Source organism: Actinomadura roseirufa (assembly GCF_900659635.1).
In the GTDB taxonomy this organism is placed as follows: Bacteria; Actinomycetota; Actinomycetes; order Streptosporangiales; family Streptosporangiaceae; genus Spirillospora; species Spirillospora roseirufa.
This window is the reverse complement of the sequence record NZ_CAACVB010000031.1, coordinates 1-16398: the sequence shown is the minus strand read 5'-3', so window position 1 is coordinate 16398 and position 16398 is coordinate 1. Positions and strand designations below refer to the sequence as shown.

The window sequence follows — 16398 nt, the reverse complement described above, 5'->3', positions numbered from 1 at the left end:
CACGCAGCACCTGCGGGATCGGTCCCGACGCGTGCTCGTTGGTCCGCAGTGCCTTTTCGAGCAGGTCCCGCTCTAGCCGGTGCTCGACGGCGGCGGGCGTCGCCGCTACTCGGCGGGGGCTACTCCTATGGGGCAGGAGAGGCCGGTGCCGCCTAGGCCGCAGTAGCCGTTGGGGACCTTGTGCAGGTACTGCTGGTGGTACGGCTCGGCGAAGTAGAAGTCGGTGGCCGGGGTCAGGTCGGTGGTGATGCCGCCGTGGCCGGCGGCGGTGAGGACCTTCTGGTAGGCGTCGCGGGAGGCTTCGGCGGCCTTTCGCTGGAGGTCGGTGCGGTAGAAGACGGCCGAGCGGTACTGGGTGCCGACGTCGTTGCCCTGGCGCATGCCCTGGGTGGGGTCGTGGGCCTCCCAGAAGACGCGGAGGAGCTCCTCGTAGGAGACCTTGGACGGGTCGTAGACCACGCGGACGGTCTCGGTGTGGCCGGTGAGGCCGCTGCAGACCTCTTCGTAGGTGGGGTTCGGGGTGTGGCCGCCCTCGTAGCCGACGGACGTGGAGAGGACGCCCGGGGTCTCCCAGAACTTGCGCTCGGCGCCCCAGAAGCAGCCGAGGGCGAACTCGGCGATCTCGGCGCCGTCCGCGTAGGGCGGGGCGAGCGGGGCGTCCAGGACCTCGTGGCGCGGCGGAACCGGGATGGGCTCGTCCCTGCCGGGGAGCGCCTTCTCCGGGGTGACCATCTGGGCCTTCGCTATGCCGAACATGTCTCTCAGGTTAGCTCGCGCACAGTCATGACCGTGAATCGTTTTGACTGATTACGTCCTGATATCGTGCGGGGCGTGAATCGTGGCATGGCGTTCGGGGCGGGGGCCTACGGCCTGTGGGGGTTGTTCCCGCTGTACTGGCCCCTCCTCAAACCCGCCGGCGCGATGGAGATCCTCGCTCAGCGGATCATGTGGTCGCTGGTCGCGGTGGTCGTGCTGCTCACGGTGCGGCGGAACTGGGGCTGGATACGGGCGCTGAGGCCGCGGCGGCTGGGGCTGCTGTCGCTGGCGGCGCTGGTCATCACGGTCAACTGGGGCATCTACATCTACTCCGTGAACACCGGGCACACGATCGAGGCCGCGCTCGGGTACTTCATCAACCCGCTGATCAGCGTGCTGTTCGGCGTACTGATCTTCCGCGAGCGGCTGCGTGCGTGGCAGTGGGCCGCGGTGGGGCTGGGCACGGCGGCGGTCGTGGTGCTGACCGCGGACTATGGGCGGCTGCCGTGGATCGCCCTGGTCCTTGCGTTCTCCTTCGGTACCTACGGGCTTGTCAAGAAGTTCGCCGACATGCCGTCCGCGGAGAGCCTGGGCGTCGAGACGGCCGTGCTGTTCCTTCCGGCCCTCGTGTTCGCCCTGGTCTTGCAGGGGCGTGGGGAAGCGGACTTCGGGCACCACGGGGTGGGGCACACGGTCCTGATGGCCACGACGGGCATCGTGACGGCGATCCCGCTGATGATGTTCAACACGGCGGCGACGCGGCTGCCCATGAGCGCGATCGGGATGCTCCAGTACCTGGCCCCCGTCTTGCAGTTCCTCATTGGCCTGCTCGTTCAGCATGAGGCCATGCCTATGAGCCGGTGGGCGGGCTTCCTCCTGGTGTGGCTCGCGCTGGTGACGCTCACCTGGGACGGCCTGGCCGCGGGGCGCCGATCCAGGCGTGCCGATCCCGTACTGGAGGCGGCTCCGGAAGGCGTGCATTAGAACGCTCTAGCCCACTAGAGTGCCGGATGTCACAGCCCCCGGTACTAGGAGTCTCGTTGCGCCTTCTCAGCGTCACCGCCGTGGGAGTGGTTCTCGTGGCGGCGGGTCTGGTGGCCCCGGCGGCGGGCCAGGCCACGGCGCTGGGCGACGGCAAGGTAGTGGTCCGCCCGGGCTTGGCGCGACCCGGCCAGCGGGCCGAGCTGACGGTTCACGGATGTCCGGACGGCCAGCGGGGGCGCTCGGCGACGTCCCCGGCGTTCGCGGGACGCGTCTCGCTCGACGGCACCGGCGACCGGGCGGCGGGCACGGCGGGGGTTCGGCGGGACGCCCGGGACGGGACGTACCCGATCCGAGTGCGGTGCGGTCTCCGGACGCTGCACGGGCAGTTCCGGGTGACGACCCGGCCGGCGTGGCCCGTGGTGCTCAGGCCGTCGGGAACGAATCTCTAGGCCATTTCATCGGGTATTCGACATCGTATTCGATTCCGTTCAATTTTTGATCTTGCACCGAGCGTTAACCATGCCTTCGCCTAGTGGCGCTCTATCGCACCTTCGCATCCCTTGCCAAGTGACACACGTCACGCGCGAAGTAGTTCAATTCCCACCGAACAAATCCTTGTCTTCGTAAATTGATCATGTGATACTTCCCCTGAAAGGTATTTTTCGCCCATAAGGCGCATACTTCTCCTTGGCCTGGCCAGTCAGGGACGTCCCGTCACGCCCGTGGACCATCACGCGTCACCCCACTCTCCCCACGAGGTCGAGCATGCACGTCGATGTCGGAGCACGGTCCGCTCACCAGCACGAAGCACTGTCGCAGGGCGGTGGACGGCGCGGGAAGGCGGGCCGGGCCGTCCCGGCCATCGACCTCCGCACCGAGACCCGTGCCCTGGTGTGCGGGCTCCTGACCACCCCGTGGGGGCGGGTGTCTCCGTCGGTGTACGAGACGGGACGGCTGGTGACGCTCGCCCCGTGGCTCAGGGGACATCAGAAGCGGCTGGACTACCTCCTCGCCGAGCAGCGCGAGGACGGCGCCTGGGGCGGACCCGGCGGGTATGCGATCGTGCCGACGCTGAGCGCCGTCGAGGCGCTGCTCAGTGCGGGCGGCGCGACGCCCGGACCGGGCGGTGCGGCGCTCCTCGACGCGGCGGAGCGCGGCCTGCGCCGGCTGGCGCGGCTGCTGCCCGACATCGACGCCGCCGCCGTTCCGGACATGCCCGCCCTCGACCTGATCACCACCTCGCTGATCGTGTCGATCAACCGGCTGCTGGACGAGTGGCCCGCCACCGCACCCGGTCCGGCGTTCGACGGACGGCTCCGGGCGCCGGACGGGGTGGACGGCACCCGGCTGACCATGGTCCGGGCCGCCGTCGACGAGGGGGCGAGGCCGCCCACGAAGGTCCTGCACGCCCTGGAGGTCCTCGGGACGGCCGCGCGCGGCCACGCCGCGATCACGCCGGAGGCCACCGGCACGGTCGGGGCGTCCGCGGCGGCGACGGCGGCATGGCTGGACGAGAACAGCACGCTCGATTCCCACATTCGCGCGAAACGCTTTCTCGAGAAGGTCGTCGACGGTCATCACGGACTGGCGCCGTGCGGCATACCAATCACCATCTTCGAACGGTCATGGGTGCTCGGCGGGCTGGCGCGCGCGGGTCTTGACCTCACCGTTCCGCGCCCGATAATGGACGACTTCGCGGCCTGCATCGGACCGGCCGGCATCGCGGCCGCGGCCGGCCTTCCCGCGGACGCCGACACGACGTCGGTCACGCTCTACACACTCGGCCGGCTCGGCATCCCGTGCACCCCGGACTCATTGTGGGCGTTCGAAACGGAGACGCATTTCTGCACCTGGCCGGGAGAGCAGGCCCTCTCGGTCACGACCAACGCGCACGTCCTGGACGCGCTCGGCGCGCACCTGCGCGCCGGCGCGCGGTCCGAACGCGCCACGGCCGCCGTCCAGAAGATCATCGAGCTGCTCTGCGAGCGGCAGCGGGCGGACGGCGGATGGCTCGACCGCTGGCACGCATCGCCCTACTACGCGACGATGTGCTGTGCTCTCGCGCTGCACGACTACGGCGGTGAGGCTGCGGCGGACACCGTGACGCGCGCCCGCGACGGGCTGCTGGCCGCGCAGCGCGACGACGGCTCGTGGGGCCTGTGGGCGGGCACCGCCGAGGAGACCGCCTACAGCCTGCAAACACTCGCGCTGACCGGCCCCGTCCAGCCGGAAGTGCAGGAATCTATCACCCGGGGCTATGAATTCCTCCTCTGCGCCGTCGCCGATCCGGACGAGGCGGAGATTGCCGCTCCGGCGCTCTGGCACGACAAGGACCTCTACCATCCGAGGGCGATTGTGCGGGCGGCGGTTCTCGGGGCACTTCATCTGGCCGACACCTCGCGGACACCTACAGGCGGACGCTCTGCCAGGCAATAGTCTGTAACGAGGATCACAATTCGGCGGGCCTCCGGAAGACGTTCTTCACCTGTCGACAAAGTGCGCCATTCGAGGGCGTGTCGTTGCTAAAGTACTGCGCTGAGTGAAGCGGCGGATCCACCGCGGCTCACGCCACGACAGCAGCGGCTCGGCAGTCGGCGCCCCTCGGGTCAGGCCGCCCGTCTTTCCGGAACTCGTTGAGGACAAGGTTGATGCCCTTCCGCACCATGTGCCTGCGGACGACGACCACGGCTCCGCCGGTGTCCCCGTCCGCACGCCGGGCGGCCGGCGCCCACGCCGACCTGACCTCCCCGCCCACCGGCATCAGGGACGGCGGGCGCCACGACCCCCACGAGCCGGAGGACCAGCGACCCGTGCCCGACGATAAGCCCACCACCCCGTCCGGCCTGCCCGTCCGGGTGCCACAGGCGAACCTCGCCGAGCCCCTGCGCTCCGACGACACCGCCGGGCCACCGGATGAGACGCAGGACGCCGGCCGCTCGCCCGAGGAGATCAAGCGGATCGTGGGTTCGTACCAGCGCGGCGCCCGTCGCGGCCGGACCGAGGCGGCCGGTGCCCTCGGCAATGACGGAGCGGAAGACGAGGAAGGCCAGTGATGCAGAAGGCGGGTTCTTCATCCGATCTGGGCTGGTTGCTGGACGACCTGGTCCATCGGTTGCCGCACGCGCGCAGCGCGGTCGTGCTGTCCGCGGACGGCCTGCTCATGGCCTCCTCGGAGGGCATGAGCCAGGACGACGGCGAGCACCTGGCGGCGGTGGCCGCGGGGATCCAGAGCCTCGCCAAGGGGGCCGGGGTGCGCTTCGGCGGCGGCCCCGTCCGGCAGACGATCATCGAGATGCAGTCGGCGTTCATGCTGGTGTCGGTCGCGGGCAAGGGCGCCTGCCTCGCCGTGCTGGCCGGTGAGGAGGCCGACGTCGGCCTGATCGCCTACGAGATGGCGATGCTCGTGACGGCCATGGGCCACCACCTCTCGTCCCCGTCGCGCACCGAGACCCCCGCGGAGGGCCGGCCCGCATGATGCCGCCAGAGGACCCGCCACAGGACCACTGGACGGACGACCCGGCGGCGCAGCCGCCCGCGCCCGACCGCTGGCTCGACGAGCACGAGCATCACCCCATGGTGCGGCCCTACGTCATGACGAGCGGCCGCGTCGAGCCGACCCGCGGCAAGTTCGACCTCATCACGCTCGTGGTGGCGGTCGGCCCCGAACCCGAGGGCACGATCGGCCTCGGCCCCGAGCACCTCGCGATCCTCAGGCTGTGCCAGACGGTGCTGTCGGTGGCCGAGATCACCGGCCACCTCGACCTGCCCGTGGCGACCGTGCGGGTGATGCTCGGCGACCTGCTCGACAAGGGGTTCGTCTCGATGCAGGAACCCGAACCGGAAGCGGACATGCACGACATCAGGCTCTACAAGGCGGTGATCGATGGCCTCCGTGCTCTCTAGGCGCGACGTACGCGCCCGCCGGCTCCCCACCGCAGTCAAGATCGTGATCGCGGGCGGCTTCGGCGTCGGCAAGACCACCATGGTGGGAACGGTCTCGGAGACGAGGCCGCTGCGCACCGAGGAGCTCCTCACCGACGAGAGCGTCGGCGTCGACGACATCTCCGGGGTGGAGCGCAAGCAGACCACCACCGTCGCGATGGACTTCGGCCGCATCACCATGCGCGACGAGTACGTCCTCTACCTCTTCGGCACGCCCGGCCAGGAACGCTTCTGGTTCATGTGGGACGAGGTCGCCATCGGCGCACTCGGCGCCGTCGTCCTCGCCGACACCCGCCGCCTGTCCGACTGCTTCCCCTCGGTCGACTACTTCGAGCGCCGCAACACCCCGTTCATCGTCGCGGTCAACTGCTTCGAAGGCTCCCGCCAGTACGACCTGGACGAGATCCAGCTCGCCCTCAACCTGGGCCCCAAGGTCCCGGTGATGCTCTGCGACGCCCGCAGCATGGACTCCTGCAAACAAGTCCTCATCGACCTGGTCCTCCACGCCATGAAGGCACGAGGAGTCGAATAGCGGTGTTCGTCGCGGTGCCCTCGGCGTCAGGCTCTAGCGCCTGACGCCGAGGGCACTGCTTTCAGCCCGTCCTGCTGACCACGTAGTCGCAGAGGCCGGTGAAGGCGGCCCTCGCGGGGATGTCGGGGAGGGTGAGCAGTTCCGTGCGGGCGTCCTCGGCCCAGCGGCGGAGGTCGGCTCGGGCGCGGTCCATGGCGGGGTGGGCGCGCAGGAGGGCGAGAGCCTCGGCGTGGAGGTCGTCGGCGGTGAGGTCCTGGACGAGGAGGTCGCGGAGGCGGGCGTCGTCCGGGCCGGAGCCGATGCCGGCGAGGACGTGGTGCACGGGGAGGGTGCGGATGCCCTCGCGCAGGTCGGTGCCGGGGGTCTTGCCGGACTGCTCGGCCTCGGAGTCGATGTCGAGGATGTCGTCCGACAGCTGGAACGCGACGCCGATCTTCTCGCAGGCGGAGGTGACGGTGTCGACGACGTGGGAGGGGGCGCCGGCGAGCATGGCGCCGAACTGGCCGGAGACGGCGATGAGGGAGGCGGTCTTGTCGGCGACGACCTGGAGGTAGTGCTTGAGGGGGTCGGCGTCGTCGGCGGGGCCGACGGTCTCCTGGATCTGGCCGCGGACGAGGCGGGCGAAGGCGCGGGCCTGGATGCGGACGGCCTCGGGGCCGAGGTCGGCGAGCAGGTCGGAGGCGCGCGCGAACAGGTAGTCGCCGGTGAGGATCGCGACGGTGTTGGTCCAGCGGGCGTTGGCCGACTCCCGGCCGCGGCGGACGGTGGCCTCGTCCATCACGTCGTCGTGGTAGAGGGTGCCGAGGTGGGTGAGCTCGACCACCACCGCGGCCGGGACGACCCCGGCCGCGGCGGGGTCGCCGAAGTGGGAGGCCAGCAGCACCAGCATCGGGCGGAAGCGCTTGCCGCCCGCGACGACGAGGTGCTTGGACGCCTGGGTGAGCAGCGGGTCCTCGCCGTGGACGGACTCCAGGAGCAGTGTCTCGACGGCGGCGAGACGCTCCCTGGCGTCGGCCGCGAGGGCCGCGTCGACGGGAATCCCGAACGGGCCGGACTCCTCAGCGAAGGCGTTGCTCACCCATGACTCCCTACCGGACGAACATATGTGTCGTGGCGTGTCCCGCGAGGTCCAGGAGCGGCTGGGGGAGCACACCGAGTACAACAGTAGCCGTCAGACCGAGTGCGACCGCAGCCGCGGTCGCGGGGCCCGCGACGACGGTGGGGCCGTCGGCCTCCGGCTCGCTGAAGAACATCACGACGATCACCCGGACGTAGAAGAACGCGGCGACCGCGGAGGACACCACGCCGACGACGACCAGGGGGGTGGCGTGCGCCTCGACGGCGGCCTTGAACACCGCGAACTTGCCGGTGAAGCCGCTGGTCAGCGGAATGCCCGCGAAGGCGAGCAGGAAGAAGGCGAACACCCCCGCGACGACCGGGGAGCGCTTGCCGAGACCGGCCCAGCGGGACAGGTGCGCGGCCTCGCCGCCGGCGTCCCGCACCATCGTGATCACCGCGAAGGCGCCGATCGTGGTGAAGCCGTAGGCGGCGAGGTAGAACAGGGTGCCGGACAGGCCGTTCTGGTTGGTGGCGACGACGCCCGTCAGCAGGAACCCCGCGTGCGCGATGGAGGAGTAGGCCAGCATCCGCTTGAGGTCGGTCTGCGTGATCGCGATGATCGCGCCGATGACCATTGTGAGAATGGACACACCCCACAGGATCGGTTCCCAGTCCCACTTCAGCGTCTCGAACGCGACGTAGTAGACGCGCAGGATGGCGCCGAACGCGGCGACGAGGGTGCAGGACGCCATCAGCGCCGTGATCGGGGTGGGGGCGCCCTGGTACACGTCGGGCTTCCACATGTGGAAGGGGACGGCGCCGAGCTTGAACAGCAGGCCCGCCGACAGCAGGGCGACGCCGGCGAGCAGGAGGGTCTCCGAGCCGGCGTCCTTGCTGATCTGGGTGGCGATGTCGGCGAGCTTCACCGATCCGGCGTAGCCGTACAGCAGCGCCGTCCCGTACAGGAAGAAGGCGGAGGAGAACGCGCCGAGCAGGAAGTACTTGACGGCGGCCTCCTGCGACAGGAGACGGCGCCGCCGGGCCAGGCCGCACAGCAGGTACAGCGGCAGCGACATGACCTCCAGCGCGACGAACATCGTCAGGAGGTCGTTGGACGCGGGGAACATCAGCATGCCGCCGACCGCGAACATCATCAGCGGGAACACCTCGGTCTGGGTGATCCCGGCGGCGGCGGTGCGCTGCTCGGCCTCGCTGCCCGGCAGCGCGGACGCCTGGGCGGCGAAGGCGCCGCGGCCGTCGCCGCGCTCGGCGATCAGCAGCAGGCAGACCAGGGCGAGGACGAGGATGGTGCCCTGCAGGAACAGGGTGGGGCCGTCGACGCCGAGGGCGCCCTCGGCGGCGACGTGGTGCGGGTCGTCGCGCCAGCCGAGCAGGATGGTCCACACCAGCGCGCCGGCCAGGCCGAGGAAGGCGACCGGGACCTGCAGGTAGTAGCGCCAGGTGCGGCCGGCGAACGCCTCGACCAGCACGCCGGCGACGGCGACGCCGAGCACCAGCAGCAGCGGCCCGATCTGGCCGTACTCGATGTGCGGCGCCGGGATCTCACCTCCCTGCGCGAGGACGGCGCTCACATGACTGCTGCGGCTCATGGACGGGCTCCGTTCTCGGCGACATTACCGGTGATCTTCGGCGCGGGGTCGTGCCGGTCGACCCGGGCCAGGGTCTCCTTCACCGATGGGTTGATGACGTGGAGCACCGGCTGCGGGAAGAACCCCATCGCCACGATGATCGCGATGATCGGGGCGACGGCCCACTTCTCCCGGGCCGAGAGGTCGTGCATGCCCTCGACCGCCTCGACCTTGGGCCCGCCCATCGTCCGCTGGTACATCCACAGGATGTAGATCGCGGCGAGGACGACCCCGCTGACCGCGAGGACGGCGGCCCACCGGTAGCGGCTGAACGTGCCGACCAGGACGAGGAACTCCGACACGAACGGCGACAGGCCGGGCAGCGACAGCCCGGACAGGCCCGCGACGAGGAACGTCCCGGCGAGGACGGGGGCGACCTTCTGCACGCCGCCGTAGTCGCCGATCCGCGCCGACCGGCGCCGGACGATCATGAATCCGACGATGAGGAACAGCGCGCCGGTGGAGAAGCCGTGGTTGACCATGTAGAGCGCGGCACCGGACTGGCCCTGCGAGGTCATCGCGAAGATGCCGAGCACGATGAACCCGAAGTGCGACACCGAGGTGTAGGCGATGAGCCGCTTGAGGTCGACCTGGCCGATGGCCAGGACGGCGCCGTAGATGATGCTGAGGACGGCGAAGCCGAGCACGACGGGCGTCGCCCACTTGGCGGCGCCGGGGAACAGCTCCAGGCAGAACCGCATCATGCCGTAGGTGCCGACCTTGTCGAGCACGCCGACGATGAGGACGAGCGCGCCCGCGGGCGACTGCTGGGCGGCGTCGGGCAGCCAGGTGTGCACCGGCACCATCGGCGCCTTGATCGCGAAGGCGACGAAGAAGCCGAGGAAGAGCCACTTGGCGGTGGTCGGCTCGATGTTCATCTTCGTCAGCTCGTCGAACATGAACGTGCCGTGGCCGAGGCCGCCCTCGCCGGCGGGCCGGTTCGACAGCGGGAAGAGCCAGATCACCGCGACGAGCATCAGCAGCCCGCCGAACAGCGAGTAGAGCAGGAACTTCACCGCGGCGTAGGAGCGCTGGGCGCCGCCGTAGTACCCGATGATGAAGTACACCGGGATGAGCATCGCCTCGAAGAAGACGTAGAAGAGGAAGACGTCGGTCGCCGCGAAGACGCCGATCATCGCCGCCTCCAGGGCGAGCAGCAGCGCCATGTACGTCTTCACCGACCGCTTGGCCGGCACGTCCACGCCGCCGGAGCGGTCGTCCTCGTTCCAGGACGCCACGATCACCAGCGGGACGAGGATCACCGACAGCACGATGAGGACGAGCGCGACGCCGTCGACGCCGAGCGCCCAGTGGACCCCGAACTCCTTGATCCACCAGTACTTCTCGTCGAACTGGAAGCGGGCGCCGCCGGCGTCGAACCGCGCCGCCATGATCAGGGTGAGCACCCCGACCAGGACGGAGACGCCGAGCGCGACCTGCTTGACGAGCGTCTCGCGCTCCCGCGGCAGGACGCTGACCAGCACCGCGCCGACCAGTGGCAGCGCGATGAGGACGCTCAGCCAGGGAAAGTCACTCATGTCACGTTCACCACCAGGAGCGCGGCCACGACGAGCGCCGCACCGAAGAACATGGACAGGGCGTAGGACCGGGCGAAGCCCGTCTGGAGCCGCCGGATGCGGCCGGAGCTGCCGCCGACCCCGGCGGCGAGGCCGTTGACGGCGCCGTCGACGCCGCGCCCGTCGAACCAGACCGCGAGGCGGGTCAGCCACTGGCCGGGCCGCATCAGCAGCGACTCGTTGATCGCGTCACCGTAGAGGTCCTTGCGGGCCGCGACGGTGACGAACGAGCCGGCGGGCGCCTCGCGCGGCACGGCGTGGGCGCCGTACTGCCGCCAGGCGATCCCCGCGCCGATGACCATCAGCACGAAGGTGGCGATGCTCGGCCCGGTGAGCGGCTGGAACTCGGGCTCGTGCTCGGCCTTGCCGACGACCGGTTCGAGGAAGTCGGCGAACCCGCCGAGGATGAGGAAGCCGCCCGCGAAGACGGAGCCGAACGCCAGGACGACCAGCGGGATCGTCATGACCTTCGGGGACTCGTGCGGGTGGACGCCCTCTTCCCAGCGCTTCTCACCGAAGAAGGTCATGAACATCACGCGCGACATGTAGTACGCGGTGATCCCGGCGCCGACGAGGGCGCAGGTGCCGAGGATCGCCCCGGACGTGCCGCCCTTCTCGTAGGCCGCCTCGATGATGCCGTCCTTGGTGAACCAGCCGGACAGGCCGGGGAACCCGATGATGGCGAGGTAGCCGAGGCCGAACGTGGCGTAGGTGATGACCATCAGCCCGCGGAGCGCGCCGTAGTGGCGCATGTTCACGTCGTCCTTCATGCCGTGCATGACGGAGCCGGCGCCGAGGAACAGGCCCGCCTTGAAGAAGCCGTGCGCGATGAGGTGCGCGATGGCGAAGACGTAGCCGGGCTTGCCGAGCCCGGCGGCGAGGTGCATGTAGCCGATCTGCGACATCGTCGAGCCGGCGAGGGCCTTCTTGATGTCGTCCTTGCCGCACCCGATGATCGCGCCGGCGAGCAGCGTGGCCGCGCCGACGATCGTCACCACCAGCTGCGCGTTCTCCGACATCTCGAAGATCGGCGCGGACCGGACGATCAGGTAGACGCCCGCGGTCACCATCGTCGCCGCGTGGATGAGGGCCGACACGGGGGTCGGGCCCTCCATCGCGTCCAGCAGCCACGACTGCAGCGGGAGCTGGGCGGACTTGCCGCACGCGCCGAGCAGGAGCAGCAGCCCGATCGCGGTCGCGGTCCCGGTGCCGAGCTTGGCCGCGAGGCCCGCGTGCTCGGCGCCGGTGCCGAGCACCTCGGTGAACCCGATCGTGCCGAACGTCTGGAACATCAGCGCGATCGCCAGGATCAGGCCGAGGTCGCCGACGCGGTTGACGACGAACGCCTTCTTCGCCGCGGTCGCGGCCGTCGGCTTGTACTGCCAGAACCCGATGAGCAGGTACGAGGCGAGACCGACGCCCTCCCAGCCGAGGAAGGTGATCAGGTAGTTGCCGCCCAGGACCAGCAGCAGCATCGCCGCCACGAACAGGTTCAGGTAGGCGAAGAACCGGCGCCGGTCGGGGTCCTCGGCCATGTAGCCGATGGAGTAGATGTGGATGAGCGAGCCCACCCCGGTGATCAGCAGCACGAAGCTGATGGACAGCGGGTCCACCAGCAGGTCCATGCCGATCTTGAACGAGCCGACGTCGATGAAGTCCCATAGGTGCAGGGTGCGGCGCCGCTCGTCGGCGTCGTACCCGAGCATCTGGACGAACATCGCGGCGCCGACGGCGAACGACGCCACCGACATGGTGACGCCGAGCAGGTGCCCCCACCGGTCGGTGCGCCGCCCTCCCAGCAGGAGGATCGCGGCGCCCGCGAGCGGGAGCGCGACGAGAAGCCAGGACGCGGCCTGGATGCCTTCCGCTTTCATCCCCGACCTCTCAGTACTTCAGCAGGTTCGCGTCGTCCACCGACGAGGACCTGCGGGTCCGGAAGATGGTCATGATGATCGCCAGGCCCACCACGACCTCCGCCGCGGCCACCACCATCACGAAGAACGCGATGATCTGACCGTCCAGCTCGCCGTGCATGCGGGAGAACGACACGAACGCCAGGTTCGTCGCGTTCAGCATCAGCTCGACGCACATGAACACCACGATCGCGTTGCGGCGCACGAGGACGCCGAGCGCTCCGATGGTGAACAGGATCGCCGAGAGCGCCAGATAGTGCCCCGGACTCATTGACCAGCCTCGCCTTCAGCATCGGTGCCGGCCGCGGGGCCGCCGGCGGCCTGCGTCCCGGCCTTGACGACGCGCGACTCGGCGCCGGCGTCCTCCGCTCGCGCGGTCACGGCCCGCACGGCGGCCACGTCCTGCCCGGCCGCCTCCTCCTCGGTCTCGCCGAGCAGGTCGGAGTGCCGCTCGACGGTGTCGGTGCGCGCCGCGATGATCGGGTTGACCGACAGCTCCGAGGGGGTCCCGTCGGGCAGCAGCGCGGGCATGTCGACGGCGTTGTGCCGGGCGTAGGTGCCGGGGCCGGGCAGCGGCCCCGGGTGGTCGCCGGACAGGAACCGTCCCTTGGACAGGTCGCGCTGGGTCGGCTTCGGCTCGACCCGCTCGCGGTGCGCCAGGACCATCGCGCCGAGCGCCGCGGTGATCAGCAGGGCGCTGGTCGCCTCGAACGCGAACACGTAGTTCTTGAACAGCAGCCGGGCCAGCCCGATGACGTTGCCGTCGGCGTTGGCCGCCTTCAGCCCGGTGGAGTCGCCGAGCGCGGCGTTGCCGAGCCCGGCGGCCAGCAGGGCGACGAAGCCGAGCGCGCCGATGCCCGCCCACAGCCGCTGGCCCCGGATCGTCTCCACCAGCGAGTCGGTGGAGCTGACGCCGACGAGCATCAGCACGAACAGGAACAGCATCAGCACGGCGCCGGTGTAGACGATCACCTGGACGAAGGCCAGGAACGGCGCGTCCTGCAGGGCGTACAGGGCCGCCAGCGACAGCATCACGGTCGCCAGCAGCAGCGCCGAGTGCACCGCCTTCCGCATGAAGATCATGCCGAGCGCGGCGCAGACCGACACGGCGGCCAGCAGCCAGAAGAAGAACGGCTCGCCGGACTGCTTGTCGGCGACCTGCCCGGCCAGGACGTGCCCGGCCGCGAGGGACGCGCTCATTTCGCCTCACCCTCCGCGGAGCCGTCCGGCTGGAGGCCGAGGCGGTAGTAGTCCTCCTCGGTGTCGCCGAGCCGCATCTCGTGCGGCGGCTGCTCCATGCCCTCGCGCAGCGGCGCCAGCAGCATGTCCTTGGTGTAGATCAGGCTCTCGCGGCTGTCGTCGGCGAGCTCGTACTCGTTGGTCATCGTCAGCGCCCGGGTGGGGCACGCCTCGATGCACAGGCCGCACAGGATGCAGCGCAGGTAGTTGATCTGGTAGACGCGTCCGTACCGCTCGCCGGGCGAGTACCGCTCGTCGGCGGTGTTGTCGGCGCCCTCCACGTAGATGGCGTCGGCGGGACACGCCCAGGCGCACAGCTCGCAGCCGACGCACTTCTCCAGGCCGTCCGGCCACCGGTTGAGCTGGTGGCGGCCGTGGAAGCGCGGGGCCGTCGGCTTCTTCACCTCGGGGTACTGAACGGTCTCGCTCTTGGTGAACATCTGGTGGAACGAGACCCCGAACCCCTTGACCGGATTCAGGAAATCAGTGAGTCCCACTGGTGACCTCCTCAGGAGGGGTTTCGATCGTGGACGGCCCGGCCGCGCCGCGCCCGCCGTGATAGTGCGGCGCGTCCATCGGCGGCACCGGGAACCCGCCCGCGGCGGGGTCGCGGACCGCGTCGCGGCCGGCCTCCGGCGCGACCTGCTCGCCGCCGCCCCGGATCATCTCCCAGAGCACCGTGGCCACCAGCACCACCGCCGCCACGACCGCGGCGACGATGACGATCTGCCGCATGTCGTAGCCCTCGTTCTTCAGCGCCCGGATGGTCGACACCAGCAGGATCCAGCCGAGCGAGAAGGGCATCAGCACCTTCCAGCCGAGCTTCATCAGCTGGTCGTAGCGCACGCGCGGCAGCGAGCCGCGCAGCCAGATGAAGAAGAAGATGAACAGCCACAGCTTGACCAGGAACCAGAGCACCGGCCACCAGCCGGCGTTGGCGCCGGCCCACACCGTGGAGATCGGCGCGGGCGCCCGCCAGCCGCCGAGGAACAGCGTCGTGGCCAGCGCCGAGAGCGTCGCGAGGTTGATGTACTCCGCCAGGAAGAACATCGCGAACTTCAGCGAGGAGTACTCGGTGTGGAAGCCGCCGACCAGCTCGCCCTCGCCCTCGGGCAGGTCGAAGGGGATGCGGTTCGACTCGCCCATCATCGTGATGACGTACACGAGGAAGGACGGCAGCAGCAGCACCACGAACCACTTGTCGTGCTGCGCCGCGACGATGTCGGACGTCGACATCGACCCGGCGAACAGGAACACCGCCACGAACGACAGGCTCATCGCGATCTCGTAGGAGACCACCTGCGCGGACGAGCGGAGCCCGCCGAGCAGCGAGTACGGCGACATCGACGACCAGCCGGCCAGCACGATCCCGTAGACGCCCATCGACGACATCGCCAGCACCAGCAGCACCGCGACCGGCAGGTCGGTGCCCTGCAGCGCGGTCTGATGCCCGAACACCGACACGGTCGGCCCGAACGGGATGATGATGAAGGAGATGAAGGCGGGCACCGCCGACATGATCGGCGCCAGGACGAACACGACCTTGTCGACCTGGCGGGGGACGATGTCCTCCTTCAGCGCCAGCTTCACGCCGTCCGCGAGGCCCTGCAGCAGCCCCTGGGGGCCGACGCGGTTCGGGCCGGTGCGCAGCTGCATGCGGGCGATGACGCGCCGCTCGACCCACATCGACAGCAGGACGGTCAGCACCAGGAAGACGAAGATCGCCAGGACCTTGCCGCCGATCAGCCACCACGGGTCGTGGCCGAAGCCCGCGAGGGTGGGGTCCTTGGCCGCCGCCACGGGCGCGTGCGGGGCCTGCGCGTGCGCGTGCGGACTCATCGTGAGCCTCCAGCGGTGGTGTCGGTCGTGCCCGCGGGCCCACCGCCCGCGATCTGGACGACGTCGCCCGCGCCCGCGCCGAGGTCCCGGTGCAGGGCGCAGCCCGCCGAGTTCGTCGGCAGCCACACCACCCGGTCCGGCAGGTCCGCGGTGATCTCCAGCGGGAGCGTCACCGCGCCGCGCGCCGAGGCCACCGTGACCGTGCCGGTCGCGCCGATCTCCGCGGCCGTCGCGGGCGACAGCCGGGCGACCGCGCCCTTGGCGGTGCCCGCCAGGAACGGCTCGCCGTCCTGCAGGCTGCCCCGGTCCAGCAGCAGCCGCCAGGTCGCCAGCAGCGCCTCGCCCCGCTCCGGGTGCGGCGGCAGCGGCGGTGCCACGTTCGGCGGCTCGGGCCGCTCGCCGCGGTGCGCGCCGAGCGCGGTGAGCTCGCGGCGCGCCGCCTCGGGTCCGGGCAGGCCGAGGTGGACGTCCATCTCACCGGCCAGCGCGTCCAGCACCCGCAGGTCCGACAGGCGCCCGGCGGACTTCAGCACGACGTCGAAGGGACGGCCGCGGCCCTCCCAGTCGACGAACGTGCCGGACTTCTCGGCGACCGCCGCGACCGGCAGGACCACGTCGGCGCGGTCGGTGACCGCGCTCGGCCGCTGCTCCAGGCTCACCACGAACGGGGCGGCGTCCAGCGCCCGCAGCGCGGCGGCCGGGTCGGCCAGGTCCTCGGGGTCGACGCCGCCGACGAGCAGCGCGCCGCGCCGTCCCGCGGCGGCCTCGGCCAGGATCGCCTCGGTGTCCAGGCCGGGCTCGGCGGGCAGGTCCGCGATCGTGCTGGCGTTCGTGGCGCGCAAGGCGCTGCGGACGGTGCTGCGCGACCACTCGCGGTCGAACCTCGCCGTCGCCGCCGGTCTCGGGCT

17 protein-coding genes are annotated in these 16398 nt (G+C 70.4%); 7 read left to right on the top strand and 10 right to left on the bottom strand.

Annotated elements, in window-relative coordinates; translation table 11 throughout:
• Positions 1-105: 105 nt before the first annotated feature.
• Positions 106-756 (bottom strand): peptide-methionine (S)-S-oxide reductase MsrA, encoded by a 651-nt coding sequence (gene msrA / locus E1291_RS09815; RefSeq protein ID WP_131737430.1) that lies wholly within the window; start codon positions 754-756, stop codon positions 106-108.
• Positions 757-843: 87 nt separating this feature from the next.
• On the opposite strand from msrA, the gene rarD reads away from it, so the two are divergent.
• From rarD to E1291_RS09780, 7 genes are all read left to right on the top strand, one after another.
• A complete protein-coding gene (gene rarD, locus E1291_RS09810; RefSeq protein ID WP_131737461.1) occupies positions 844-1740 on the top strand; it encodes an EamA family transporter RarD in 897 nt (298 codons plus the stop codon).
• Positions 1741-1820: 80 nt separating this feature from the next.
• Complete coding sequence (locus E1291_RS09805; protein WP_131737429.1) at positions 1821-2189, top strand: hypothetical protein; 369 nt, start codon at positions 1821-1823, stop codon at positions 2187-2189.
• Between the two features lie 316 nt (positions 2190-2505).
• Positions 2506-4176, top strand: coding sequence for a prenyltransferase/squalene oxidase repeat-containing protein (locus E1291_RS09800; protein ID WP_131737428.1), 1671 nt, complete (start codon positions 2506-2508; stop codon positions 4174-4176).
• 212 nt (positions 4177-4388) lie between these two features.
• A complete protein-coding gene (locus E1291_RS09795; protein ID WP_131737427.1) occupies positions 4389-4793 on the top strand; it encodes a hypothetical protein in 405 nt (134 codons plus the stop codon).
• Complete coding sequence (locus E1291_RS09790) at positions 4793-5215, top strand: roadblock/LC7 domain-containing protein (protein WP_131737460.1); 423 nt, start codon at positions 4793-4795, stop codon at positions 5213-5215. The genes E1291_RS09795 and E1291_RS09790 overlap by 1 nt, the downstream gene beginning before the upstream one ends.
• Positions 5212-5643, top strand: a complete 432-nt coding sequence (locus E1291_RS09785; protein WP_131737426.1) for a DUF742 domain-containing protein — start codon at positions 5212-5214, stop codon at positions 5641-5643. The genes E1291_RS09790 and E1291_RS09785 overlap by 4 nt, the downstream gene beginning before the upstream one ends.
• Positions 5624-6214, top strand: a complete 591-nt coding sequence (locus E1291_RS09780; RefSeq protein ID WP_131737425.1) for a GTP-binding protein — start codon at positions 5624-5626, stop codon at positions 6212-6214. Before E1291_RS09785 ends, E1291_RS09780 begins: the two co-directional genes overlap by 20 nt.
• Positions 6215-6275: 61 nt before the next feature.
• On the opposite strand, the gene E1291_RS09775 is transcribed toward E1291_RS09780, so the two are convergent.
• From E1291_RS09775 to E1291_RS09735, 9 genes are all read right to left on the bottom strand, one after another.
• Complete coding sequence (locus tag E1291_RS09775) at positions 6276-7292, bottom strand: polyprenyl synthetase family protein (RefSeq protein WP_165495043.1); 1017 nt, start codon at positions 7290-7292, stop codon at positions 6276-6278.
• Positions 7293-7302: 10 nt separating this feature from the next.
• Positions 7303-8883 (bottom strand): NADH-quinone oxidoreductase subunit NuoN, encoded by a 1581-nt coding sequence (nuoN, locus tag E1291_RS09770; RefSeq protein ID WP_131737424.1) that lies wholly within the window; start codon positions 8881-8883, stop codon positions 7303-7305.
• Positions 8880-10460, bottom strand: coding sequence for an NADH-quinone oxidoreductase subunit M (locus tag E1291_RS09765; RefSeq protein WP_131737423.1), 1581 nt, complete (start codon positions 10458-10460; stop codon positions 8880-8882). The genes nuoN and E1291_RS09765 overlap by 4 nt, the downstream gene beginning before the upstream one ends.
• Positions 10457-12373: an NADH-quinone oxidoreductase subunit L gene (gene nuoL / locus E1291_RS09760; RefSeq protein ID WP_207400651.1), complete on the bottom strand. Its 1917-nt coding sequence runs from the start codon at positions 12371-12373 to the stop codon at positions 10457-10459. Before nuoL ends, E1291_RS09765 begins: the two co-directional genes overlap by 4 nt.
• A 10-nt stretch (positions 12374-12383) precedes the next feature.
• Entirely contained in the window at positions 12384-12683 is a 300-nt protein-coding gene (nuoK, locus tag E1291_RS09755) for an NADH-quinone oxidoreductase subunit NuoK (protein WP_067466785.1), read from the bottom strand.
• Positions 12680-13612, bottom strand: coding sequence for an NADH-quinone oxidoreductase subunit J (locus E1291_RS09750; protein WP_131737422.1), 933 nt, complete (start codon positions 13610-13612; stop codon positions 12680-12682). Before E1291_RS09750 ends, nuoK begins: the two co-directional genes overlap by 4 nt.
• A complete protein-coding gene (gene nuoI / locus E1291_RS09745) occupies positions 13609-14148 on the bottom strand; it encodes an NADH-quinone oxidoreductase subunit NuoI (RefSeq protein WP_131737421.1) in 540 nt (179 codons plus the stop codon). Before nuoI ends, E1291_RS09750 begins: the two co-directional genes overlap by 4 nt.
• Positions 14135-15490 (bottom strand): NADH-quinone oxidoreductase subunit NuoH, encoded by a 1356-nt coding sequence (nuoH, locus tag E1291_RS09740; protein WP_131737420.1) that lies wholly within the window; start codon positions 15488-15490, stop codon positions 14135-14137. The genes nuoI and nuoH overlap by 14 nt, the downstream gene beginning before the upstream one ends.
• Positions 15487-16398, bottom strand: a 912-nt coding sequence (locus E1291_RS09735) for a molybdopterin dinucleotide binding domain-containing protein (protein WP_165495042.1), incomplete at its 5' end; no start/stop codon positions are given. The genes nuoH and E1291_RS09735, both read right to left, overlap by 4 nt.

What these genes read in the sequence shown, in the direction of transcription:
- msrA (WP_131737430.1), bottom strand. Translation starts at nt 756, where the DNA reads ATGTTCGGCATAGCGAAGGCCCAGATGGTCACCCCGGAGAAGGCGCTC.
- rarD (WP_131737461.1), top strand. Translation starts at nt 844, where the DNA reads ATGGCGTTCGGGGCGGGGGCCTACGGCCTGTGGGGGTTGTTCCCGCTG.
- E1291_RS09800 (WP_131737428.1), top strand. Translation starts at nt 2,506, where the DNA reads ATGCACGTCGATGTCGGAGCACGGTCCGCTCACCAGCACGAAGCACTG.
- E1291_RS09795 (WP_131737427.1), top strand. Translation starts at nt 4,389, where the DNA reads ATGCCCTTCCGCACCATGTGCCTGCGGACGACGACCACGGCTCCGCCG.
- E1291_RS09790 (WP_131737460.1), top strand. Translation starts at nt 4,793, where the DNA reads ATGCAGAAGGCGGGTTCTTCATCCGATCTGGGCTGGTTGCTGGACGAC.
- E1291_RS09785 (WP_131737426.1), top strand. Translation starts at nt 5,212, where the DNA reads ATGATGCCGCCAGAGGACCCGCCACAGGACCACTGGACGGACGACCCG.
- E1291_RS09780 (WP_131737425.1), top strand. Translation starts at nt 5,624, where the DNA reads ATGGCCTCCGTGCTCTCTAGGCGCGACGTACGCGCCCGCCGGCTCCCC.
- nuoN (WP_131737424.1), bottom strand. Translation starts at nt 8,883, where the DNA reads ATGAGCCGCAGCAGTCATGTGAGCGCCGTCCTCGCGCAGGGAGGTGAG.
- E1291_RS09765 (WP_131737423.1), bottom strand. Translation starts at nt 10,460, where the DNA reads ATGAGTGACTTTCCCTGGCTGAGCGTCCTCATCGCGCTGCCACTGGTC.
- nuoL (WP_207400651.1), bottom strand. Translation starts at nt 12,373, where the DNA reads ATGAAAGCGGAAGGCATCCAGGCCGCGTCCTGGCTTCTCGTCGCGCTC.
- nuoK (WP_067466785.1), bottom strand. Translation starts at nt 12,683, where the DNA reads ATGAGTCCGGGGCACTATCTGGCGCTCTCGGCGATCCTGTTCACCATC.
- E1291_RS09750 (WP_131737422.1), bottom strand. Translation starts at nt 13,612, where the DNA reads ATGAGCGCGTCCCTCGCGGCCGGGCACGTCCTGGCCGGGCAGGTCGCC.
- nuoH (WP_131737420.1), bottom strand. Translation starts at nt 15,490, where the DNA reads ATGAGTCCGCACGCGCACGCGCAGGCCCCGCACGCGCCCGTGGCGGCG.